The sequence below is a fragment of the Dyadobacter sp. CY323 genome (assembly GCF_021390245.1).
In the GTDB taxonomy this organism is placed as follows: Bacteria; Bacteroidota; Bacteroidia; order Cytophagales; family Spirosomataceae; genus Dyadobacter.
This window is the reverse complement of the sequence record NZ_JAJUXH010000002.1, coordinates 97,638-119,056: the sequence shown is the minus strand read 5'-3', so window position 1 is coordinate 119,056 and position 21,419 is coordinate 97,638. Positions and strand designations below refer to the sequence as shown.

19 protein-coding genes and 1 tRNA gene are annotated in these 21,419 nt (G+C 45.6%); 9 read left to right on the top strand and 11 right to left on the bottom strand.

The genetic code is table 11. The features are described from left to right. A complete protein-coding gene (gldD, locus tag LZG72_RS03845; RefSeq protein WP_233867771.1) occupies window positions 1-588 on the top strand; it encodes a gliding motility lipoprotein GldD in 588 nt (195 codons plus the stop codon). A gap of 40 nt (window positions 589-628) precedes the next feature. Beyond that, window positions 629-1,342: a hypothetical protein gene (locus LZG72_RS03840; RefSeq protein ID WP_233867768.1), complete on the top strand. Its 714-nt coding sequence runs from the start codon at window positions 629-631 to the stop codon at window positions 1,340-1,342. A gap of 5 nt (window positions 1,343-1,347) precedes the next feature. On the opposite strand, the gene LZG72_RS03835 is transcribed toward LZG72_RS03840, so the two are convergent. Beyond that, window positions 1,348-2,142, bottom strand: coding sequence for an SDR family NAD(P)-dependent oxidoreductase (locus LZG72_RS03835; RefSeq protein ID WP_233867765.1), 795 nt, complete (start codon window positions 2,140-2,142; stop codon window positions 1,348-1,350). A gap of 10 nt (window positions 2,143-2,152) precedes the next feature. Then, entirely contained in the window at window positions 2,153-3,871 is a 1,719-nt protein-coding gene (locus tag LZG72_RS03830) for an IlvD/Edd family dehydratase (protein WP_233867762.1), read from the bottom strand. A 108-nt stretch (window positions 3,872-3,979) separates the two neighbouring features. Between LZG72_RS03830 and LZG72_RS03825 the strand changes: the two genes are divergently transcribed. After that, on the top strand, window positions 3,980-5,236 hold the full coding sequence (locus LZG72_RS03825) for a serine hydrolase (protein ID WP_233867759.1): 1,257 nt from the start codon (window positions 3,980-3,982) through the stop codon (window positions 5,234-5,236). Window positions 5,237-5,238: 2 nt separating this feature from the next. Here the strand turns inward: LZG72_RS03825 and LZG72_RS03820 are convergent, their stop codons facing one another. Beyond that, window positions 5,239-5,631 carry a MerC domain-containing protein gene (locus LZG72_RS03820; protein WP_233867756.1) on the bottom strand — a complete coding sequence of 131 codons (393 nt, stop codon included), beginning with the start codon at window positions 5,629-5,631 and terminating at the stop codon, window positions 5,239-5,241. Window positions 5,632-5,826: 195 nt separating this feature from the next. Here LZG72_RS03820 and LZG72_RS03815 point away from each other — a divergent pair, with 195 nt between their 5' ends. Next, the gene (locus LZG72_RS03815) at window positions 5,827-6,237 is read left to right on the top strand and encodes a Fur family transcriptional regulator (protein WP_233867754.1); all 411 of its coding nucleotides are present in this window, start codon (window positions 5,827-5,829) and stop codon (window positions 6,235-6,237) included. Window positions 6,238-6,282: 45 nt separating this feature from the next. On the opposite strand, the gene LZG72_RS03810 is transcribed toward LZG72_RS03815, so the two are convergent. Both LZG72_RS03810 and LZG72_RS03805 read right to left on the bottom strand, forming a co-directional pair. Further along, complete coding sequence (locus LZG72_RS03810) at window positions 6,283-6,831, bottom strand: hypothetical protein (protein ID WP_233867752.1); 549 nt, start codon at window positions 6,829-6,831, stop codon at window positions 6,283-6,285. Window positions 6,832-6,875: 44 nt separating this feature from the next. Next, the gene (locus LZG72_RS03805; RefSeq protein ID WP_233867750.1) at window positions 6,876-9,197 is read right to left on the bottom strand and encodes a TonB-dependent receptor; all 2,322 of its coding nucleotides are present in this window, start codon (window positions 9,195-9,197) and stop codon (window positions 6,876-6,878) included. A 190-nt stretch (window positions 9,198-9,387) separates the two neighbouring features. Between LZG72_RS03805 and LZG72_RS03800 the strand changes: the two genes are divergently transcribed. Then, a complete protein-coding gene (locus tag LZG72_RS03800; protein WP_233867748.1) occupies window positions 9,388-10,113 on the top strand; it encodes a hypothetical protein in 726 nt (241 codons plus the stop codon). Window positions 10,114-10,130: 17 nt separating this feature from the next. Here LZG72_RS03800 and LZG72_RS03795 read toward each other — a convergent pair whose 3' ends face one another. From LZG72_RS03795 to LZG72_RS03780, 4 genes are all read right to left on the bottom strand, one after another. Beyond that, window positions 10,131-11,192 carry a 6-bladed beta-propeller gene (locus LZG72_RS03795; RefSeq protein WP_233867746.1) on the bottom strand — a complete coding sequence of 354 codons (1,062 nt, stop codon included), beginning with the start codon at window positions 11,190-11,192 and terminating at the stop codon, window positions 10,131-10,133. 66 nt (window positions 11,193-11,258) lie between these two features. After that, window positions 11,259-12,218, bottom strand: coding sequence for a 1-phosphofructokinase family hexose kinase (locus LZG72_RS03790; RefSeq protein ID WP_233867744.1), 960 nt, complete (start codon window positions 12,216-12,218; stop codon window positions 11,259-11,261). Between the two features lie 188 nt (window positions 12,219-12,406). Next, window positions 12,407-13,654: an ATP-dependent Clp protease ATP-binding subunit ClpX gene (gene clpX, locus LZG72_RS03785; protein WP_233867741.1), complete on the bottom strand. Its 1,248-nt coding sequence runs from the start codon at window positions 13,652-13,654 to the stop codon at window positions 12,407-12,409. A 259-nt stretch (window positions 13,655-13,913) separates the two neighbouring features. Further along, window positions 13,914-14,588, bottom strand: a complete 675-nt coding sequence (locus LZG72_RS03780; RefSeq protein WP_233867738.1) for a ClpP family protease — start codon at window positions 14,586-14,588, stop codon at window positions 13,914-13,916. Window positions 14,589-14,832: 244 nt separating this feature from the next. On the opposite strand from LZG72_RS03780, the gene LZG72_RS03775 reads away from it, so the two are divergent. Then, window positions 14,833-15,213 (top strand): helix-turn-helix domain-containing protein, encoded by a 381-nt coding sequence (locus LZG72_RS03775; protein ID WP_233867735.1) that lies wholly within the window; start codon window positions 14,833-14,835, stop codon window positions 15,211-15,213. Window positions 15,214-15,267: 54 nt separating this feature from the next. On the opposite strand, the gene tig is transcribed toward LZG72_RS03775, so the two are convergent. Further along, on the bottom strand, window positions 15,268-16,620 hold the full coding sequence (gene tig, locus LZG72_RS03770) for a trigger factor (protein WP_233867733.1): 1,353 nt from the start codon (window positions 16,618-16,620) through the stop codon (window positions 15,268-15,270). Window positions 16,621-16,776: 156 nt separating this feature from the next. Then, window positions 16,777-16,858, bottom strand: a tRNA-Leu gene (locus LZG72_RS03765). A 196-nt stretch (window positions 16,859-17,054) separates the two neighbouring features. Here LZG72_RS03765 and LZG72_RS03760 point away from each other — a divergent pair. The 3 genes from LZG72_RS03760 to LZG72_RS03750 all read left to right on the top strand — a co-directional run bounded on the left by LZG72_RS03760 (window position 17,055) and on the right by LZG72_RS03750 (window position 21,342). Further along, a complete protein-coding gene (locus tag LZG72_RS03760; protein WP_233867730.1) occupies window positions 17,055-19,346 on the top strand; it encodes a bifunctional (p)ppGpp synthetase/guanosine-3',5'-bis(diphosphate) 3'-pyrophosphohydrolase in 2,292 nt (763 codons plus the stop codon). A gap of 126 nt (window positions 19,347-19,472) precedes the next feature. After that, complete coding sequence (locus tag LZG72_RS03755; protein ID WP_233867728.1) at window positions 19,473-19,973, top strand: Fur family transcriptional regulator; 501 nt, start codon at window positions 19,473-19,475, stop codon at window positions 19,971-19,973. A 73-nt stretch (window positions 19,974-20,046) separates the two neighbouring features. Further along, window positions 20,047-21,342 (top strand): adenylosuccinate synthase, encoded by a 1,296-nt coding sequence (locus LZG72_RS03750; protein ID WP_233867725.1) that lies wholly within the window; start codon window positions 20,047-20,049, stop codon window positions 21,340-21,342. The last annotated feature ends 77 nt before the right edge of the window (window positions 21,343-21,419 follow it).

Here is a 21,419-nt window from a genome sequence, read left to right as displayed (position 1 = left end):
ATGCTCAAAATTTCTTCAATACTTCCAGTTTGTCTCGCCGTAATTTTTCTTTCTTGTGAAAAAGAGGAACAAAGCTATGTGCCAAAGCCCAAAGGCTTTAACCGGATCGAGCTGCCTGCACACAAGTATCAGCAATTAACTGGAAATCATCCTTATACTTTCGAAATTTCCAGGTTTGCACAGGCAGTACCGGATACTTTTTCGACGGCAGGCAAAGATTGGATTTTTATCAATTATCCCCAGTTTAATGCGAATATTCAGATTACTTACAAACCGGTCGATGGCGATCAGACGAAACTAAAAGCCTTTATTAATGATAGTTATAAGCTGGCAGGTAAACACCAAATCCGCGCCTCGTCGATCCAGGAGCAAAAAGTATTAACCCAAACCGGGAAAACAGCTTTGTTATTTAAGATCGACGGGGATGTCCCAAGTCCCTACCAGTTTTACACAACAGACAGTACCAAACATTTCCTGCGAGGCGCCATTTACTTCCCGACTGCCACCAAAAACGATTCCCTCGCGCCGGTCATTGACTACCTTCGGAAAGACATGATCCAGCTTTTGAATACACTTCAATGGAGATAAAATTGTATCTTTGAAGCTCTCACCTCAACACTATAAAAGTATGGCAAGGAAACAGCCAAAGAACCAGCTTCTTCTTGATTTTTCAGTTCGCGGAAACAGGATCGTCCTTCATCTCGGGCAGGTTGAAAGCCAGCGACTGGCAGATCAGTTGTTTGAAGGATTGGTGAATGGAGACTGGATGATCGAGCCGGCTGGTGAGGTAGCGGATATTTCTTATGCTCAGGATATTGTTCATCAGATTGGTCACAAACTTCCTTATCCGGAAGGAGTCAAAATCGCTCAACTTCATAACGTAGATCCAAATTTCAAAGGATTTTCGGCCATTTATCGTCAAAAAGGGTGGGTATTTGTAAATGCGTCTTCTGAGATCAACGAGCGTAATTACCACATACATTTGCTCACGGTTTCACTCGGGCTTCATACGCTTTATTACAATGTAAATTCACTCGCGGCACGCTCGGAGCAACTGATTTTTGAAGCATTGCTTCCATACAAAGAAGTCGAGAGTTTTTTCAGAACGGATATTTCCAAAATCCCCGATTTCCTGGCAAACGACATTGCCAATTTCTTCAAAGTACCTTTTCCAATGGTCTTGAAACGAGCGTTAGCGCTCAAAATCATCTCTGACGAGCAATACCGCACATTCATGACTATAACTCCCGCAACCGCTAAGCCGCGGGAGTTATTTTTGTCAAAAGAAGGTAGCATCGACGACCTGGAAGCGCAATTGTTTTCCCGGGATTTGGGAGAATAAACCTACTATTTCTTTACAGCCATATTGCTCAGATCCGGTAATGGACTTACGGATGTCCAGCCGCCGTCTACAACCAGGCTTTGTCCCGTAATGTGTCCTGAATGTGGGGAAAGCAAGAACAATGCAGCATTGGCAATGTCTTCGCAGATCGCAGGTCTGCCCATCGGAGTGATCGCGGACCATGTTTTTGGATAGGTTGGATCCTCTGCCAGCGTACGCTCGGTGAGGGTTGCGCCAGGAGCTACCGTGTTGATGGTAATGCCATGCGGGGACAATTCGATAACCAGATTTTTAGCCAGCATTTCCAATCCAGCTTTAGTCATGGCATATGCTCCCAAAAACTGGTGCGCCTGATGCCCGACAACCGACGACATTAACAAAACTCTTCCGGCGGATTTCTGTTTTCGCATTTGCCGGGCAGCGGCTTGTGTGAGCAGGAAAGAGCCCATAAGATTCACCTCCAGTACTTTACGCAAGCTGTCAACCGGGTATTCAAAAAAATCACCAAAAAGCGTAATTCCTGCATTTGCAACGCAAATCGTAAGTTTTCCAAAGCATTTAACCGCCTCATCAACCAAACTTTCAATTACTTCCGGTCTGGAGGCGTCGCCCGCAAATGCGATGCAATCACCTCCCTCGTCCCGTATTTTTCGGGCAGCGTCTTTAACCAGTACTTCATCCGAATCATTCAGAATGACCCCGGCACCCTGCATGGCAAGTTGCCGGGCTATTTCAAATCCAATGCCCTGGCCTGCCCCGGTTATCACTGCAACCTGACCGTCAAATGGTTGGCTATTCATAGTTTTAATTTCAATGTGAATCCCTCGTTACCTTATCCCCCGAACCACCTTTGAGGAAGTCCAGATCTGCTCCCTCGTGGGCCTGCATCACGTGATTAATATGAAGGTTGACATATCCACGGTTGTATCCCATATCCAGCGGTTTCCACAATGCTCGCCTGCGTTCCAGTTCTTCGGGAGAGACTTCCAGGTTCAACTTCCGGTTTGCTACATCCAGTTCAATCATGTCGCCATCCTGCACCAATGCGAGTGTTCCGCCCACCGCAGCTTCGGGTGAAACGTGCAGGATTACTGTTCCGAAACCGGTACCACTCATACGACCATCTGAAATACGCAGCATGTCGATCACACCCTGGGCGAGTAATTTCTTAGGAAGAGACATATTGCCTACCTCCGGCATTCCGGGATATCCTTTTGGCCCTACATTTTTCAAAACCAAAACACTGTTCTCGTCCACATCCAACTTCGGATCGTCGAGACGTGCCTTGTAATCGTCTATATCTTCAAAAACAACAGCCGGGCCGCGATGCTGCATTAATTCAGGTTTGAGAGAAGCCGACGGTTTGAGAACCGCACCATTTTCACACAAGTTTCCGCGAACAACTGCCAGGCCGGTCAGGTCTTTCACTGGCTCAGCCATTGTGCCGATCACCTCGGGATCAAAACATTCAGCGGTAGCACAGTTTTCCGCCATCGTTTTTCCATTCGCTGTGATTACGCCCTGATGAAGGATACTGCTTAATTCCTTGATCACAACGGGAAGTCCCCCGGCGTAATAAAAATCCTCCATGAAATACCCGCCGGAAGGCTGTAAGTTGAGCAGGAGAGGTACTTTTTCGCAGAGCACATTGAAATCATCAAGCGAGAGGTCAACGCCGATCCTGCCTGCAATGGCCAAAAGATGTATCACGAAATTGGTAGAGCCGCCAATCGCTGCATTGATCATGATCGCATTTTCAAATGCTTCTTTCGTGAGGATATGCGATAATCTCAGGTCTTCTTTGACCATTTGGACGATTCGTCTTCCAGATAAATGCGCCTGCACTTTTCGCCTCGAGTCAGCAGCCGGGATTGCCGCATTTTCCGGTAAAGTAATACCAAGCGATTCCACCATACATGCCATGGTAGATGCTGTTCCCATTACGGCGCAGTGGCCATTGCTGCGGCACATGCAGGCTTCTGAGGTAGTTAATTCTTCCTGAGATATTTCGTTTTTCCGATACATTTCACTGAACCGCCACACATCACTTGTACCGATCGTTTTGCCGCGATAACGACCTGTTAGCATCGGTCCGCCTGAGACTACAATCGTTGGGATATCGACACTCGCTGCGCCCATTACCAATGAAGGAGTCGTTTTATCGCATCCACAAAGCAATACCACGCCATCGATCGGATTCGCCCGGATCGATTCTTCCACATCCATACTTGCCAAATTGCGATAAAGCATCGCAGTGGGTTTAATGAGCGTTTCTCCTAATGACATCACAGGAAACTCGACTGGAAAACCACCAGCTTCCCACACACCTCTTTTTACCGATTCGGCCAGTTCCCTGAAATGCCCGTTACATGGTGTTAATTCTGAAAACGTATTACAAATGCCGATCACCGGCCTGCCGTCGAATTCGTCTGCGGGATAGCCCTGGTTTTTCATCCAGGCCCGGTAAATGAAACCATCTTTCCCCTCCTTACCGAACCAGCCGCGGCTGCGTAACTTATTTTCTTCCATTAGTTGCCATAGTTTATATCTAAGTAAGTAAAGCCCGCTTTCAGTAAAATATAATTCGAATAACCCTTTAAAATAAAATATTGTATCTTCGTTTTACACGTGCCCGGAATGTCCATGCTTTTGTTCAGAAGAAAAAAATTATTGATTTACACGCTTTTGAATTTGATCATAGCACCTTCTTTTGCTCAGTTTCAGGCAGATCATTTCATTGAAAAACTTCTAAAAAAACATCCGGACAAGTTCTCGAAAGTGCTGGACAACCCGGATAAATACCAGGTTCAAATTCTCTACACGCGCATTGACAGGAATAAAAAGAATGAACCGCATTTCACGACTCACGGATACCGCGTCAACAGTTCTGAATATTTCTATCCGGCCAGTACTGTAAAACTTCCCGCTGTCGCGCTTGCATTTGAAAAGCTGAACAAGCTCGGTATTGATAAATACACAACGATGCTGACCGGCGCAGACCGGCCTGAGCAAACAAAAGTGACGTCGGATACAACCGCTGAAAACGGAATGCCATCCGTCGCGCATTATGCTAAAAAAATATTGCTCGCCAGCGATAATGATGCATTCAACCGGCTATATGAATTTATCGGCCAGCAGGAGTTGAATGACAGTTTGCAAAAGAAAGGGTACCTGGGTACGCGCATTGTGCACAGACTGGAATCACCCATCGGACCGGAAAACAATCGTTACACAAATCCGATCCGATTTGAAAAGGACGGAAAAGTCGTTTTTGATCAGCCGGCGCAGTTTAATAGTAAAGAATATAAAAGCTCTGCACAGGTTTTAAAAGGAAATGGTTATCTCAAAGACGGTCAGCTTGTAAACGAACCTTTTGATTTTTCTCAGAAAAATGCATTTCCGCTCGAAGATCAGCATCGTTTGTTGAAAGCATTGTTTTTCCCCGATCAGGTGCCTGCCAGTCAGCGGTTTTATCTGACTTCCGACGATTATCAGTTTCTGTATCAGTACATGTCGCAGTTTCCTGTTGAAACGGATTTCCCTGCCAATTATACGGATGATTTTTACGATGGATATGTCAAATTCCTGATGTTCGGGGCTACCAAGACGAGGTTGCCGCGGCATATCCGGCTATTCAATAAAAGCGGGGATGCTTACGGGTTTTTGCTGGACAATGCGTACATCGCTGATTTCGAAAAAGGCATTGAATTCATGCTTACAGCCGTCATTTACTGTAATGAGGATCAGATTTTCAATGATGATAAATACGAATATGAGACCATTGGATTGCCATTTCTGGCAGATCTGGGCAAAACCATCTTCGAATATGAATTAGGAAGAAAACGTGCGGTACGCCCCGATCTGAACCGGTTCGAAGTCAAATACGATAAATAAAATCAGGATATCTTCACCTTCAGCCTCGGTGCAATCTGACAAATGTATAGATTGATCAAATGGCCGATAATCAATAAGGCGGATCCGATATATCCAAGCCAGGAGAATGCAGGATGTCTGCCTTCAAAAAGAAGCGAAACGGAGAATATCATCAAAGCACTCCAAAGTAAAATATTAAGTGGCAGCGACTTATGATTGCGGGTTGCGTAGAAAACGGCCAGGCCATTTATCCCGATGAAAAAGAAATCAAGTGTTCGCAGTCCGTTATGCGCATGATGCGTTGCTACTGTCGAACCAAATGCAAGTGCGGGCACCAACATGCAATGCACGATACACAATACTGAACCCAGTATCCCTATGTAGTCGGCTTTGTTGTGAGAATGCTCCGTTTTCATTTTTATCATAGTGCAAAAATAGAATGATCTTTCCTTTTTTGCAACTGTGTTGCAAGATATTTTCGAGTCGGTCTGCGGTCGGGTACTTGCCATAACGAACGTAAATAATTGGAAATTCCGGATGTTAGAACTTAACTTTGATGGGAACGGTTTTAAAAATGACCAGCTGTAAGATTTATTAAATAATTGGAAACAATGGACCAGTTAAGAGAAACGCTGAAAGGCCATCACCTTCGGACAACAACCTGCCGGGAAGATGTACTTTCAACCTTTATCAGCAAAAAGAATGCCTTGTCACACGGAGATCTGGAAGGTGCATTGGGCGAAAATTATGACCGTGTGACGATCTACCGAACACTGAAAACGTTTTTGGAAAAAGGGATTATTCATAAAGTTCTGGATGATGAAGGGTTGCGTTATGCGCTTTGTTCGCACAATTGCTCCGAAGAACAGCACCAGCATGATCATATCCATTTTAAATGCAACGAATGTGGGGAAACGAATTGTCTCGAAAACCTGCACATCCCGCCCGTTCAGCTTCCATTAGGTTATCAACCCCAAAATTTCAATCTTCTGATTCAGGGAACATGTCCGAAATGCAATTAAGGTTTGTGAAATAAACAAAACAAATATCTCACAAACCTTAAAGAGCTACTGGATCTTTAAATTGAAATCCAGGTTTACGTCATCACTTCCCGGCTCGGGTTTGCCGTTTTTTGCACCCGGCTGATGGCGCAATTGAACTTTGAGTTTTCCAATTCCTTTCGCGCCGGTCACGGCTTTTCCCGTCAGCCCAATCGGAAATTTGTTTACATCCGCATCACCGTAAGTGTAAGTCAGTAAAGTTGCCGGTGAGGGCGTGTAAATCAGCAGGTGCTCATCCGATTCTTCCGAAATTTCTTCCGTAATGTCTGAAACCGGTGTTTTACTTTCGTCCAGGAACTCAGTAGTCATCGTGTAGGTCGTATTTGGTTTTAATGCAACCGTGTCGAACCTGCTAGGCGCATTTCCACCGTCTCCGTCAGCATCTTTATAAACAAAAGATGTAACATTGGATGTGCCTTGCTCGATAAATGTCAGGACAACTGATGTGATCAGCTCGTTCTCTTCGTCGGGTTTTACCTCTTCTCCCGAATCCTTGCATTGTGAGAACGTAATAGCTACTCCAAAAAGCAGCGCCCAGCTTAATTTACGGTTCATTTTCATAAGTAACAGGTTTATGTATTGGTACTAAAAATTCAAGATCAGGCACCGAATTTCCATTTCAGGCGGAGCGAAGCATTCAAACCCATTTCGTCGGCGTAGTAGCGGAAACGGTTGAGGTAGTCACGGTAGACGGTGTTAAAAAGGTTCTGGACACTGAGGCCAACTTCAAACTGCTGTTTTTCAGATACTTTGATCGTAGTCCCGGCTTGTACATTCCAGATCGAATACGACTTTGGCGGGGCGAGAAAATCGCTTTTCGGGGGAACCCTCTTTTGTTGTGCCACAAATAAATTTCCTACCGAGACATACACCTGATGCCAGTTTCCAAGATCGGGCAATTCATATTTAATCTGATTGTCCAGCCTGTTTGGAGGGATCATCACGAGATAACTGTCGTTTTTTCGGTCATATACACGCAGGTAACTGAGCTTGCTCGAAAGCGTTGTATGCCTGGTGAACTCCCAGCTTGCCGACAAATCAATTCCTTTAAAAGCAGCATCTGTCTGGGTGTATTTAAAATAGGGAAATGCGCCGCGTATGGTCAGTACAGGTTCAGGTTGGGGTTTCAGATAAATAAAATCGGATATGAAATTGTAATAACCTCCAAGTTCCACGGACCAGCGGGCATATGCGTACTTTAAACTTGCGATGGTATTAATTGCTTTCTCAGGTTGTAAAGTAGCGTCCCCTTTTTCGTAGGCAGCCGCGCCATGGTGCACACCGTCACTAAAAAGCTCGCTCACGTTTGGTGCGCGCCAGGCAGTACCCACATTCAACTTTCCGGAAAACCGTTCTGAGAAATTTCGTGTCGCTCCCAGCGTTCCCGAGAAATTGGAGAAATTGAAATCCTGAGAAACCTTTTCGCGATTCACGATGCGATGTGTTTTGAGCGTCCTGTAATCGTAACGGATACCCGCCTCAAGTTCCCAACGATCTTTTACATACCGTTCCATCCAGAAAACACCGATGTTGAACTGATTGAAATTGGGAATCAATGGGCGCCCATTCATTAAATTATACTGGTAAAGTGTACTCACGCCGAGCTGTCCCGCGATTTTTCCCAAAATGGGTTTATGGTCCCAAACGACGTCATTCGTGAGAGTAGTAAGCTTAAATGTAAGTTCGGGGTGATTGAGAGCGGCCAAAGAATCGTTTCTCGGGCGATGAAGATCAAATTCGTTCCGATCATTTAACTGGCGTGCAATCGTCCATTGAAGCCGGTTCCCATTCTGGAAATGGTAATGCGATTCGAGCTTTATAAGATCGTGGGTCACATTTTGGTTTGGCCTGCCGATGTCATAGCTAAATCCGGCTTTTACAAAAGGCTCTCCGTTTTTGATCACATTCAATAAGTCCGTCACGCTTCCAATGTGTGAGCCGGAAAAGATCCCGATCCTGGTATCAAACCGACTGTAAAACAAATCAATGCCAAAACCTTTATTCCGATATCCGGCGGCCAGCGAGAAGTTCTTTTCACTGATGCCGGTATTGTCCAGAAAGTAGTTGGGAGTCCGGATATTCCCACCTCGTTTAATGGTTCCCTGCGCGCGCCATCCAAATCCTTTGAATTTTTTGACCCCACTCTGTACAGTCCCGGAAAGTACGCCTTCCCGACCATTCGAAAATCCCACCGCATTTACTTCGCCGGTAATGGATCTGTCAAATGGTAGTTCCTCCGGCTCCACCAGGATCACACCGCCAATTGCATCAGATCCATAACGTACGCCAGCCGCACCTTTCACAACCGAAAGGCGCGTTGCTATAAACGGATCAATTTCCGGCGCGTGCTCGGAACCCCATTGCTGACCTTCCTGGCGGACGCCGTTATTCATGATCAGAACCCGGTTACTGTGAAGTCCGTGAATGATGGGTTTTGAAATGGATGAACCTGTTTGTAAGACGGTTACGCCAGATAATCCTTTCAAACTTTCGCCCAGCGTTTGCCCCCGAGTTTTTTCCAGATCGCTTCCCGAAATGGTTGAAAGTGGCTGAGAAGAAGGTGCATCTGTGCGGTGAGCCGTAATTTCGACATCCTTTAAATGCACTTCCTGTTCCTGCAGATTGAAATTTTCCTCGTGACCGGCGGTCAAATCCAGTTTATGCTGAAAGGAGTTGTATCCGATAATCCTGCATTCTAGTGTATAGGATCCGGGACATAAATTTTGTAGTTCGTACCGGCCATTTTCATCTGTAAAAACGCCATTATTTTGTCCGACGATCAGCAGAGTTGCTCCTGCAATGGGTTGCGAGGTGTGCTTGTCTCTCACAACACCTTTCACAAAACAGGAACAATCCGGTTTCTGCGCAAATGAAAATCCGAAAGACAGAAAGAGGAGTAAACTAAAAATGATTCGGGCCATTGAGTAAGATTACGGACAGGGGATCAGCGTTTTTGATACAACGTTGCAAAAGTAGCATATTGCAACTTTGTTGCAAGTAAATTTTTTAACTATTTATCCCATTGTAACAGCATTTAATGGGTTCAATGTAAATTTGTATTCTAAAATCTGCGGTACATTGTCCGAAATACTTTTTGTCAAAATTCTGTTAATGCCTCCATTAATCGGGGGCGTCACACTTGCGGTTCGGAAATGGGGTGAAGGTCTGGGGGGTTGGATCGGAGGTTTTCCCTGGGTAGCCGGGCCGATTTCATTCTTTATCGCACTGGAAAATGGGGCAGCTTTTGCGGCTTCAACGATCAATTCGGCGTTGCTGGGCTCGGTAGGGACAATTCTGTTTGCATTGGTCTACTCCATCGTTTCCGCCAGACTTACCTGGCTGCCCACTGTATTGATCAGCTACATGGTATTCTTCGTTGTCGCGCTACTCTCGCTTGGCCGGGCGGTCCCCATTCCGGCGGCAGTAGCTTTGAATTTAGTGGTACTCACGGCAGTCTTATATTTTTTTCCAAAACCGAAGACAAAGGCCGAATTTAAAAAACAGCCGGTTTATGACATTCCGCTAAGAATGCTAGTGACAACTTTTTTTGTGGTTTTGTTAACCCAGGCGGCCGAATATCTCGGGCCGACGTGGAGTGGAATACTGACGCCATTTCCTATCATGACATCTACATTAGCCGTTTTTACGCATTCCCAGCAGGGATCAGACGCAGCGGCGCGGATACTTTATGGGTTACTTTTGGCAGGATATGGCTTTGTTGCCTTTTTGGTAGGAGTAGCCTGGCTCGTCCCGCAAATGCCGATTGGATTGGCTTATGGGATTCTTACGATCGGAACGATGGTCGTAAATGGCATAACAGTCAGGCTGATACGATAATCAGCCTGACCCTCGATTTAAACTCTTTCCAGTTTCACCGGATATGTTTTTTTTGCGTTCCACTGACAAACATAAATATTGTGGTCGTTGTCCACGCATACATCATGGCAATGCATGAAGATTGGTTTTTCCTGTAACATAATCTGCAATTCCCCATTCCGGTACTCCGGTTTGGTACCGCCCGGGTTAGAAATCACTTTGTTGGATTTATCAAGAATCGTGACAAAACCGGAGTTTGGAGTTTGGTTTAAATACCTCAGACGAGACCAGCAGACACCTGCGTAAAGTGTATCTTCCTTGAAAACCGGGCGGCAAACAAATGCACCTGGCAAAAACAAGGTACCGATGTACTTGCCGTCTAATGTAAATTTTTTGAATGCATTGTGCGCCCGTGAAGTTACCAATAGCGTAGGATTGGCCTTGTCGCGATAATCCACCGCGATTCCGTGGGCAGTCGAAAATTGGCTGTCACCGTCTCCCGGGCCGCCAAATTTGTCAATATATTCTCCTTTTGGGGTGTATCTTAAAATCCATTGGGAGCCATATCCGTCCGCAACATAAATGGTACCGTCAGGTCCGATAGCAGTTTCAGTGGGTTTAAATGCATCTGACTCTTTATATGCGCCAACTTTTGATGGATGTTCGATCGTCAGAAGTACTTTTCCTTTCAAATCTGTCTTAGTAACCTTCCCGGTGTTAGGGTCGCATATAAAAAGAAATTCTTCTCCATTTGCATTCCAGAGTGTCAGGCCATGCCCGCCAGGAAATTCATGTCCCCAGCTTTCGAGCAGCTTACCGGACCGGTCGTACACGAGGATATTGTTTTTTACTTCATCCCCCACCATAATCAGCCTTCCCTTACTGTCCTGAACCATTTCGTGACAGTTATTGATCGGAAATTTGGAGGAATCCAGATTGCCCCAGCCCTGATGCACTTTGTATTTGTGAGTACCATGACCAATTACCTCACCATCCATCTTCGGTTTGGCGTTCAGAATGTAGAATGGCTTGAAGGTAATGGCCGCCGCGGTTGCAGCGGTGATTTTAGCAAACTGGCGACGCGATTGTGTATCGGACATGATAAGTCTTTATTCGAAAAAAGACAGTACCACGATATTCTTACTATTTGCCGATCGTGATTTCGCTTAACTCGCAGAATAACGCTTTCCGTACCGGTTCAACCAATCCATCAGACGGTTAACATCCGGCATTTTAAACAATTCACTGCCTGAATTCATGGTCGCAGCTGTTCCGCAAGCTACGCCCATTCGCACGGCTTCACGGAAAGATCGACCTTGGGAAAGTGTCCAGACAATGCCTGCAAGCATACTATCACCCGCACCGACAGTACTTTTCGGCTGAACGGGCGGTGCCGGAATATGTTCTACCTGGTCTTCGGTCACGAGCATTGCGCCCATTGCGCCCATGGAAACGATCACAACTTCGCACTGCCCGCGAATGATCAATGCCCTGGCGGCATCGTCGACTTCGTCCATTTCAAGCTTGTCGACTCCTACCAGTTCGCTGAGCTCCATGATATTCGGCTTGAGCAAATACACCCCGGCTTCGGTTGCTGAACGCAGCGCATCTCCCGATGTATCGGCAATAAATTTTGCACCTTGTTTATGGGCAATTTTGGCGATCTGGCCATAAAAATCATCTGGGACACCTGGAGGAAGGCTGCCGCTGGCGATGATATACGAAGGTTTTGGATCAAGTTCTTCCATGGTCTCGAGTATGGACCTTACTTCCGTCGGCATCATTTCCGTTCCCGGCATTCCAAAACGATACTGAAAGCCTGTGCTTGTTTCCAGCACATGGAAATTCTCGCGTGTCCATTGCTTGGTCTCAATCACCATCGTCTCCACTCCTTCGTTTTTCACCAACTTATGGAGCCGCTGTCCGGTGGGGCCTCCAATGGTAAATATGGCGATTGGATGACCACCCAGCCGGTGGATCGCTTTTGCAACATTAATCCCGCCGCCGCCGGCCTCAAAGTTTGGTGTTTCGCACCGTAGCTTGTTGTCTGGCACGATCCGGCTCACGTAAGAGCTTTTATCGAGGGCAGGATTTATCGTGAGTGTAACAATAGGTCCGGTTGGCATAGGAGTACAAGTCTGAATTGAACCATTCGGTTGAACCGCTGGTGAGTTATTTTATGCGAATAAAACAAAAAAACTGATTTCCACAGCTTTGATATTTATTTCTTCACATGAGTAAAGGTAATGTTATATCAAACGAAAACGCCCCGCGTTTTTGAAACCCGGGGCGTTTAAAAGAAAACCAGTCTCAATTAGGCAACAGAGCGAAGCAATGACATGGATGATTTTTCAAATTTATCTCTTGCATAGTCCAGGGACAATGTAAAATCTTTGACATCTTTTTGAGATGGCAGGTCAAACATCGCATCCGTCATGATCGACTCGCATATGGCACGCAAACCGCGCGCACCAAGCTTGTAGGTCATTGCCTGATCAACAATAAAGTCGAGTACTTCTTCTTCGAAATGCAGTGTAATGCCTTCCATGGCGAACAACTTTGCGTATTGTTTTACCAAAGCATTTTTTGGCTCTGTCAAAATCCTGCGCAATGTCTCGCGGTCAAGCGGGTTCAAATGGGTCAGTACAGGCAAGCGCCCGATAAGCTCAGGAATCAAACCGAAAGATTTAAGATCCATGGCTGTCACGTAGCGCATTAAATTTCCTTTATCAAAAATTTCAATGATCCGGTTGTCGCCGGAGAAGCCAATCGGGCGGGTATTGATCCGTTTACCGATATGCCTTTCAATTCCGTCAAATGCGCCTCCGCAAATGAAAAGAATGTTTTCAGTATTCAGCGTGATCATCTTTTGGTCCGGATGCTTGCGGCCACCTTGCGGCGGTACATTCACACTCGATCCCTCTAATAATTTTAGTAATGCCTGTTGCACACCCTCGCCGCTCACATCGCGGGTAATCGAAGGATTGTCCGATTTACGAGCGATTTTATCAATCTCGTCTATATAAACGATACCTCTTTCGGCGGCTTCCACATTGTAATCCGCAGCTTGCAAAAGGCGTGTCAGAATGGTTTCGACGTCTTCACCCACATATCCGGCCTCTGTTACGACCGTTGCGTCAGCTACACAAAAAGGAACCTGCAGAATGCGTGCAATGGATTTGGCTAGATAGGTTTTACCGGTTCCGGTTTCACCTACCATGATAATATTTGATTTTTCAATCACTACATCTTCGTCTTCCGTATACGTTTGGTTCAGACGTTTATAATGGTTGTAGACAGCCACGGCCAGCGAGCGTTTCGCTTCATCCTGACCGATGACATATTGTTCCAAAAATCGTTTGATCTCGGCGGGAGGAATCGATTTAAGCTTCGGGAGTTTCGTTTTCTTCTCTTTCTTATCCTCCTTCGCGCCTAATTCTTCGGTAATCACCTGATGGCCCTGTGCAATGCAATGGTTACAGATGTGCGCATCGATGCCCGAAAGTAACAGATCGACCTCATTTTTCTTACGTCCGCAGAACGAACAACTTACTTGTGCCATTGATTTTATTTATGCTGTGGTTGACGTGTTCGGAACGGTATTCCTGAAAGTCTTTTCAAATCATTTTAACAACCGGGAAAATCATTTAACAAGAAGACCCGGTTTATTGTTTCAAATTTTCAGCATTTGAATCCTTTGATTGCAGCTGCAACGCAAATTTCCAGTTTTTTAATTGGGTTACCAAATTACAGGCGGCCCATAAACTAAAAAGCGTCCGGACAATTTGCTGTCCGGACGCTTTTAGCTGAAATTTTTTCGATTATTTGTCTCTTGTCAAAACTTCATCGATCAAGCCATATTCCTTTGCTTCTGTGGCTTTTAACCACTTGTCGCGATCAGAATCCAATGCGATTTGCTCAGACGTTTGTCCCGTATGGTTCGCAAGAATTTCGTAAAGCTCGTGGCGAAGTTTTACAATTTCACGCGTGGTGATTTCAATATCAACCGATGTTCCCTGCGCACCTCCCGAAGGCTGATGGATCATCACCCTCGCATGTGGCAATGCAGAACGCTTCCCAGCTGCACCGCCTGCAAGAAGAACCGCACCCATTGAAGCTGCAAGACTTGTACATACCGTCGCCACGTCCGGACGAACATATTGCATGGTGTCATAAATGCCCAGACCTGCGTAAACGGAGCCGCCGGGACTGTTTATGTACATCAAAATGTCTTTTTTCGGATCAGCTGATTCGAGGAACAAAAGCTGCGCGACGATGATATTCGCAATATTGTCATCTACTCCGGTGCCCATGAAAATAATACGATCGGCCATCAGACGTGAAAAAACGTCTACTTCACGGAAATTCATCGGACGCTCTTCAATTACCGAGCGGGTCATATTTTCGACGGTATGGTTCATATAACCGTCCACTGTAAGTCCGTTCACACCTAAATGGTGCACGGCATATTTTCTAAATTCATTTCCGTGATTCATCGATAAACTTAAATTTAATTTGGTTATTATTTTAGGGCAAATGACTAAGAGAACAAAAAGCAATATATGTTAGTTTCTGATTATAAACCCAATCGCTGATTCTTTTGCCTGTCACAAAATTGACTATTTCGTCGAATAATCCTTGTCAATTCTTGCGATAATTTGTCGGAAATTGCGAGAGGCAGCTATAAATGTGGTGATTACATTGCGTAAAGATTTATATAAGAAGAAATAGCAAAGCGTCATGAATGTAATATCCAACTTATCTGAAAGGATTCGCCAGGTTCGTCTTCAAAAAGGACTGTCTCAGGAAAATATGGCGGATATGCTTGGTTTGTCAACCACCGCGTACGGAGATCTGGAAAGGGGCCGGACGGAGTTGTCTGTTTCCCGACTCGAAAATATTTCCAAACTCCTCGAAATCCCATTGCCTGAGCTACTGGGTTTCGATTCGCTGTCCATGTCCGAAACGGAGTGGCTGCGTCAGGAAAACACCCGCATACTTTCTGAAAACCGAAGACTTCAGAATGAGCTCGAGCAATGGAAAATAAAGTTCAGGCAATGGTTTGGTGAAGGTATTGTCCGTGAGATTGGCGAACATCGCGAGCGGATCGGCTTTAAATAAAAAACACCGGCCCTGTGCGGGCCGGTGAAAAAAAATATTTTTAAGAATGGAAGACTAGGCAGCTTCTACTTCTTCGCCTTTTGCAAGCTTCTCGAATTCGCTTACTTCGATCGTCTGCTCATCCGTAGCAACCTGGCCGCGGATCACATCCAAAACTTTATTATCAAAAACCTGATTGAAGACGCTGGTATAGTTATCACGTTCTTTGTCAGCAAGATATCCCTGTGCAACGCGGTCGATCGTTTCTTTCATGTTGTCATCGTCGCCATAGATACCGAACTGGCCTTTTACCATCTGACGGGTAAAGTCAAGGATTTCAGGATATTCAACTTTTACGCCTTCTTTGTCAGCGATCTTATTTTTGATCAGACTCAGTTTCAATGACTTCTGGAAATCTTCAAACTGTTCTTCAATTTGTTCGCGGGTGAACTTGCCTTCGTTGGTACGTTCCAGCCAGTTTTTCAAAAACTCACCTGGAAGTTCGATTGCAATGTTATCAAGCAAAGTGGTTTCGATATCACGGCGCAACAATGCTTCCGTTTCGCGCTCGTAATTTCCTTTGATGATTTCAAGCACTTTTTCGTTGAACTGCTCCTCGCTTTCTGCCTGGCCCGGACCTAATACTTTATCGAAAAACTCCGGAGTGAATGCCGCAGGTGCTGATCGGGTAATGTCTTCAACGATCAGTGTAAATTCACCGGACAGTTCTCCGATGTCTTCTTTTTTCTTGCCGGTAACGTGAGCAATCGCTGATTCCTCAGTGAATGTATTCTGAATGTCGAAGGTAACGACATCGTCTTTTTTCAGACCGATGAACTTCGACCGAACTTCTTCTTTAACTTGTTTCGTAGGAATGGCAGTACGTGTATTGAATTCTGATGATTCCTGTTTCAGTTCACCAAAAACCATGTCGTCCGCTTCGCTTACTTCCGGGTGAATGCTATCCGAAAACCTTTCACGCAGACTGTCAGTAGTCTTAGTTAGTTCCGCGTCGTCAACATGAATGGTATAGCGTTTGATCGCTGGAATTTCTGAAAGATTTACTTCGAAATCCGTGGCAACGCCAAGTTCATAAGTGAATTCGAATTGAGCCGGGCTGTCCCAGTTTACTTCCGCTGCTTTATCGCGGTCAGGGATTGGATCTCCCACCACCTGCAGCTTGTTCTCTCTGATGTACGTGCTAACTGCATTGCTGAGAATGTTGTTAACCTCGTCAACCAAAATGCTTTTTCCATACATGCGCTGAATGACATGGGTTGGAACTTTGCCCGGGCGGAAGCCTTTCAGATTGACGCGTTTCGTGTAATCCTTTATTGTCTTATCGACTTTCGGCTGATAGTCTTCCTTGGTCAGGATAACTTTCAGAGAGGCTAACGTTGGTGAATTTTTTTCTAACAGAACTTCCATGTGTCGCTAATGCTTATGGGTAAACCTTTTTGGATAAAACAGAAAAGAAAAAGAAAAATGCCCTCAAAACGATGTCCTGAGGGCATTAGACGGGATTGTACTTCGGAGCAGCTTATTCTTGAGGAATCTGACGCCCCGTCACTCCCTTTTTACTTGTACGGGCGGAGGGAATCGAACCCCCACGCCTTGCGGCACTAGATCCTAAGTCTAGCACGTCTACCAGTTCCGCCACGCCCGCTCACTTATGTCTCCGATCCGATCTGGAAATTGGTGCGATAATCTGCGCCCTGTCTCGAATTGGGAGTGCAAAGGTATTTCTAAATTTTAGATAGATGCAAATTTTTTTTAAAATTTTAGTTTTTGGATTGTGCGGATAGCTAATTGTAGCCAAAAATTTGTTATTTTAGTGAAGCATACAAATTAGAATTATAGCAGTGGAGCAACTCGTTGAATCCCTCGACATCGATCTGGAACAGGAGCGCAAGGATATCCTAAAAAAATACCGAAGGCTATTACGAACAGCCAAACCGTTTTTAAAGGACAATGATGCGAAATTAATCAAGAAAGCATTTTATACTTCCGTCGACGCGCATAAAGACATGCGTCGCCGGTCTGGTGAACCATATATCTACCATCCGCTCGCCGTAGCTCAGATTGTCGTTGAGGAGATCGGGCTGGGTACAACGGGCATTGTTGCGGCGCTGCTGCACGATGTGGTCGAGGATACGGATATGCGAATTGAGGATATTGAAAGGCTTTTTGGTAAAAAAGTCGCGAAGATCATCGATGGTCTTACCAAAATTTCCGGCCGGTTCGAATACGGAACTTCCCAGCAGGCGGAGAATTTCCGGAAAATGCTTCTTACGCTTTCTGACGACGTCCGGGTAATCCTTGTGAAGCTTGCCGATAGGCTGCATAACATGCGTACCCTGGACAGCATGCCCCGCGATAAGCAGCTGAAAATTGCTTCCGAGACGATCTTCATCTACGCGCCGCTCGCTCACCGATTGGGACTTTACAGCATTAAATCCGAGCTGGAAGAACTGTACCTCAAATACACCGAGCCGCAGGAATATCGTGCAATTGCCAGGAAATTAAGAGAAACCAAAGGAATCCGTGACCGGTTTATCGCCAAGTTCATGGAGCCCATTGCCCAGGACCTGGAAGCTGCCGGGCTAAACTTTATTCTGAAAGGCCGGCCCAAATCGATCTATTCGATCTGGAACAAAATGCGCAAGCAGAACAAGCCCTTTGAAGAAATATATGATCTTTTTGCCATTCGGATCGTACTCGAATCTTCGGCTGAAAACGACCGGGAAAAGGCGATTTGCTGGCAGGCTTATTCCATTGTGACGGATCATTATAAGCCAAATCCCGACCGGCTTAAAGACTTTCTAAGTACGCCTCGTGCGAATGGTTACCAGTCGCTGCATTCCACGGTGATGAGCAAAAGCGGACAATGGGTGGAAGTGCAGATCCGTACGACCCGGATGGATGAGATCGCGGAAAAAGGCTATGCGGCGCATTGGAAATACAAAGGAAATGATACGAAAGTCCGCGGAAATATAGAGCAATGGATTACCCAGGTTCGCGAAACGCTTGAAAACGGGTTTGGCGATAAAACGGCGGCAATAGAGTTTTTGGATGAGTTCAGGAGCAATCTCTTTAATGAGGAAGTTTTTGTTTTTACACCAAAAGGCGAGCTGAAAGTGTTGCAAAGTGGTGCTACCGCACTTGATTTTGCATTTGACATCCATTCGGAGGTTGGCGCGCACTGTATGGCGGCAAAGGTGGGCGGGATACTCGTTCCGATCAGTTACGTTTTGAACAATGGAGATCAGGTCGAGATCATTACGTCCAGCAAGCAGAAACCGAATGAAGACTGGCTGCGGATCGTAGTTACTTCTAAGGCCAGAGCCAGGATCAAGGATTTTCTCAAAGAAGACAACCGTCGTTACGAAACTGATGGTCGTCAAATGGTTGAGAAAAAACTGAAAATCCTGGGCATAGAACTTACTGCCGAGATTGTAAACCAGCTTCGGGCGTTTTTTGAATGTAAAACAGCTACCGACTTTTTCTACCGGATCGGCAAAGGCTACATTCAGCTCGATGAACTGAAACGATTTAAACGGGAAAAGGAAGCCAAAGAGCGGAAAACGACGGATGTGGTTGTCCCGGCCACCGCACCCGGACAAACCGGCAGTGACGGCAAGACGTTCACCAAATTTCTAAAACATATCCATGGAGACCGGGCCGATAGTGATACGCTGCTGATCGGGGACGATATGGACAAAATCGATTACAAGCTCGCACCCTGTTGCAACCCGATTGCCGGCGATGACGTTTTTGGATTTGTGACAATTAATGAAGGCATCAAAATACACCGGACAACCTGTCCAAATGCGGCTGAGCTCATGTCGAAGCATGGCAACCGCATTATAAAAGCAAAATGGGAATCGGGCAAGGAAGAAGCATTTCTGGCAGGTCTATATCTTTCAGGAACGGATCGCGTGGGGCTTGTGAACGACGTCACGAGGATCATTTCGAACGAGCTGCATATCAACATGCGTGGTTTAACAATTGATACCAAGGATGGTGTTTTTAATGGCGACATTAAGTTATATGTGCAGGATACCAGGCATTTGGACGTGCTGATCAACAAGCTGGAGCAGGTGGAAGGAGTTTATAATGTGCAAAGATTTGATACAAATCTGGAGAGGAAGTGATTCCGTTGAACCAATGCGGCAATGCGTTGTTATTGAGTTGGTTGGGAACCAGACGTAGTTCTAAAACAGCCAAAGTGAATATGTTTCAAGTAAAAAAGCGTATTTTCGCGCAAGAATATCAGAGATATGCCACAAGCCAGCAAACCAAATTTTGAAGCCGCAAAGAAAATCTTAACGGCTTATCTGGAAAATAAAGGACTTCGTAAAACCCCCGAGCGTTTTGCGATTCTGGAGGAAATTTATAACAGAGAAGATCATTTTGATGTAGATGAACTTTACATCAGTATGAAGAATAAACGGTATCGGGTGAGCAGGGCAACTGTCTATAATACGCTGGATGTCCTGGTTGATTGTGACCTGGTTACAAAGCATCAGTTTGGTAAAAACCTTGCTCAATTCGAAAAGTCATATGGCAATAAACAGCACGATCACCTGATTTGTACGGATTGTCATAAAGTGATGGAATTTTGCGATCCGAGGATCCAGAGTATCCAGAATATGGTGGGGGAAATGCTCAATTTCAGCGTGCTCCATCATTCGCTTATTTTTTATGGTAACTGCACTAAGGAAAACTGCCAGAACCGGAACGAAGTCCGCGAAACCACGGCAGTTTACGAAGACCGCTAGTATATTATCTTGCAGACCGGCTTCTATGCCGGTCTGATCTTACACCATTTTAGTTTCAGTAATCAAAAATTGAATGAAAGTTGATGTATTACTTGGTCTCCAATGGGGAGACGAGGGAAAAGGAAAAATTGTGGATGTCCTGGCGCCTAAGTACCAGGTTGTAGCCCGTTTTCAGGGTGGGCCAAATGCGGGTCATACCCTCGAATTTGATGGTATCAAACACGTTTTGCACCAAATCCCGTCGGGTATTTTCCGCAGCGATATCCAGAACATCATTGGAAATGGCGTCGTTCTCGATCCGATCGTTTTCAAAAGAGAAATTGAAAATCTGGCGAAATACAATCTTGACCTGATCGCAAATCTGTATGTTTCCAAAAAAGCGTCGATCATCGTCCCCACCCACTCATTGCTGGATGCCGCGTACGAACGCTCGAAAGGAGACTCAAAGATCGGTTCTACGTTGCGCGGAATCGGGCCTGCCTATCAGGATAAAGTAGCAAGGCTTGGTCTGCGCGTAGGAGATGTACTTTCTCCGAATTTTGCCGCCAAATACAAAAAACTGGTTGACGCGCACAAAGTAATCCTGGATTTCTATTCATATGATTACTCGGAAGTACTTCCGCAAGCCGAAGAAAATTTCTTTGGCGCAATCGAGTTCATGAAGCAATTTACGCTCGTGAATAGCGAATACGTTGTAAATGACGCATTACTACAAAATAAAACCGTGTTAGCCGAAGGAGCTCAGGGTTCTCTGCTCGACATCGATTTCGGATCATATCCATTCGTAACGAGTTCCACCACTATGACTGCCGGCGCATGTACCGGTCTGGGTATTTCTCCGCATCAGGTAGGTGAGGTTTTTGGTATTTTCAAAGCGTATTGTACGCGGGTAGGAAGTGGGCCGTTCCCCACCGAACTTTTAGATGAAACAGGCGAGGAAATGCGCAAGGAAGGCCGTGAATTTGGTGCAACCACCGGACGTCCGCGTCGTTGTGGCTGGTTGGATCTGCCTGCATTGAAATACGCAATTATGATCAATGGGGTCACTCAATTGATTATGATGAAAGTGGATGTGCTCACGATATTCGACACAATCCGCGTTTGCACAGAATATAAACTGGCAGATGGCACACTGACAGACCAGCTTCCATACGATTTGTGCGACGAAACTGTTGAGCCTGTTTACAAGGATTTTGCAGGCTGGCAACAATCACTGGATGGCATCCACGATTTCGACGCAATTCCGGACGAGTTGCTGGCTTATGTGAAGTTTTTGGAAGAAGAATTGAAACTGCCGATTACATTCATTTCAACCGGTCCTGATCGGGAAGCATTGATCACCAGAGAAGCGTCTGCGCTGACGTTATAAATTTGTTAGTCGCACTTGTCACCCTGAGCGGATTCAAAGGGGCGTTACTTACAAGCAGTAGCGCCCCTTCGACTCCG

What these genes read in the sequence shown, in the direction of transcription:
- LZG72_RS03775 (WP_233867735.1), top strand. Translation starts at nt 14,833, where the DNA reads ATGAATGTAATATCCAACTTATCTGAAAGGATTCGCCAGGTTCGTCTT.
- LZG72_RS03790 (WP_233867744.1), bottom strand. Translation starts at nt 12,218, where the DNA reads ATGCCAACCGGACCTATTGTTACACTCACGATAAATCCTGCCCTCGAT.
- LZG72_RS03815 (WP_233867754.1), top strand. Translation starts at nt 5,827, where the DNA reads ATGGACCAGTTAAGAGAAACGCTGAAAGGCCATCACCTTCGGACAACA.
- LZG72_RS03840 (WP_233867768.1), top strand. Translation starts at nt 629, where the DNA reads ATGGCAAGGAAACAGCCAAAGAACCAGCTTCTTCTTGATTTTTCAGTT.
- LZG72_RS03800 (WP_233867748.1), top strand. Translation starts at nt 9,388, where the DNA reads ATGCCTCCATTAATCGGGGGCGTCACACTTGCGGTTCGGAAATGGGGT.
- LZG72_RS03755 (WP_233867728.1), top strand. Translation starts at nt 19,473, where the DNA reads ATGCCACAAGCCAGCAAACCAAATTTTGAAGCCGCAAAGAAAATCTTA.
- clpX (WP_233867741.1), bottom strand. Translation starts at nt 13,654, where the DNA reads ATGGCACAAGTAAGTTGTTCGTTCTGCGGACGTAAGAAAAATGAGGTC.
- LZG72_RS03810 (WP_233867752.1), bottom strand. Translation starts at nt 6,831, where the DNA reads ATGAACCGTAAATTAAGCTGGGCGCTGCTTTTTGGAGTAGCTATTACG.
- LZG72_RS03830 (WP_233867762.1), bottom strand. Translation starts at nt 3,871, where the DNA reads ATGGAAGAAAATAAGTTACGCAGCCGCGGCTGGTTCGGTAAGGAGGGG.
- LZG72_RS03820 (WP_233867756.1), bottom strand. Translation starts at nt 5,631, where the DNA reads ATGAAAACGGAGCATTCTCACAACAAAGCCGACTACATAGGGATACTG.
- LZG72_RS03825 (WP_233867759.1), top strand. Translation starts at nt 3,980, where the DNA reads ATGTCCATGCTTTTGTTCAGAAGAAAAAAATTATTGATTTACACGCTT.
- LZG72_RS03750 (WP_233867725.1), top strand. Translation starts at nt 20,047, where the DNA reads ATGAAAGTTGATGTATTACTTGGTCTCCAATGGGGAGACGAGGGAAAA.
- LZG72_RS03780 (WP_233867738.1), bottom strand. Translation starts at nt 14,588, where the DNA reads ATGAATCACGGAAATGAATTTAGAAAATATGCCGTGCACCATTTAGGT.
- LZG72_RS03795 (WP_233867746.1), bottom strand. Translation starts at nt 11,192, where the DNA reads ATGTCCGATACACAATCGCGTCGCCAGTTTGCTAAAATCACCGCTGCA.
- gldD (WP_233867771.1), top strand. Translation starts at nt 1, where the DNA reads ATGCTCAAAATTTCTTCAATACTTCCAGTTTGTCTCGCCGTAATTTTT.
- LZG72_RS03835 (WP_233867765.1), bottom strand. Translation starts at nt 2,142, where the DNA reads ATGAATAGCCAACCATTTGACGGTCAGGTTGCAGTGATAACCGGGGCA.
- tig (WP_233867733.1), bottom strand. Translation starts at nt 16,620, where the DNA reads ATGGAAGTTCTGTTAGAAAAAAATTCACCAACGTTAGCCTCTCTGAAA.
- LZG72_RS03805 (WP_233867750.1), bottom strand. Translation starts at nt 9,197, where the DNA reads ATGGCCCGAATCATTTTTAGTTTACTCCTCTTTCTGTCTTTCGGATTT.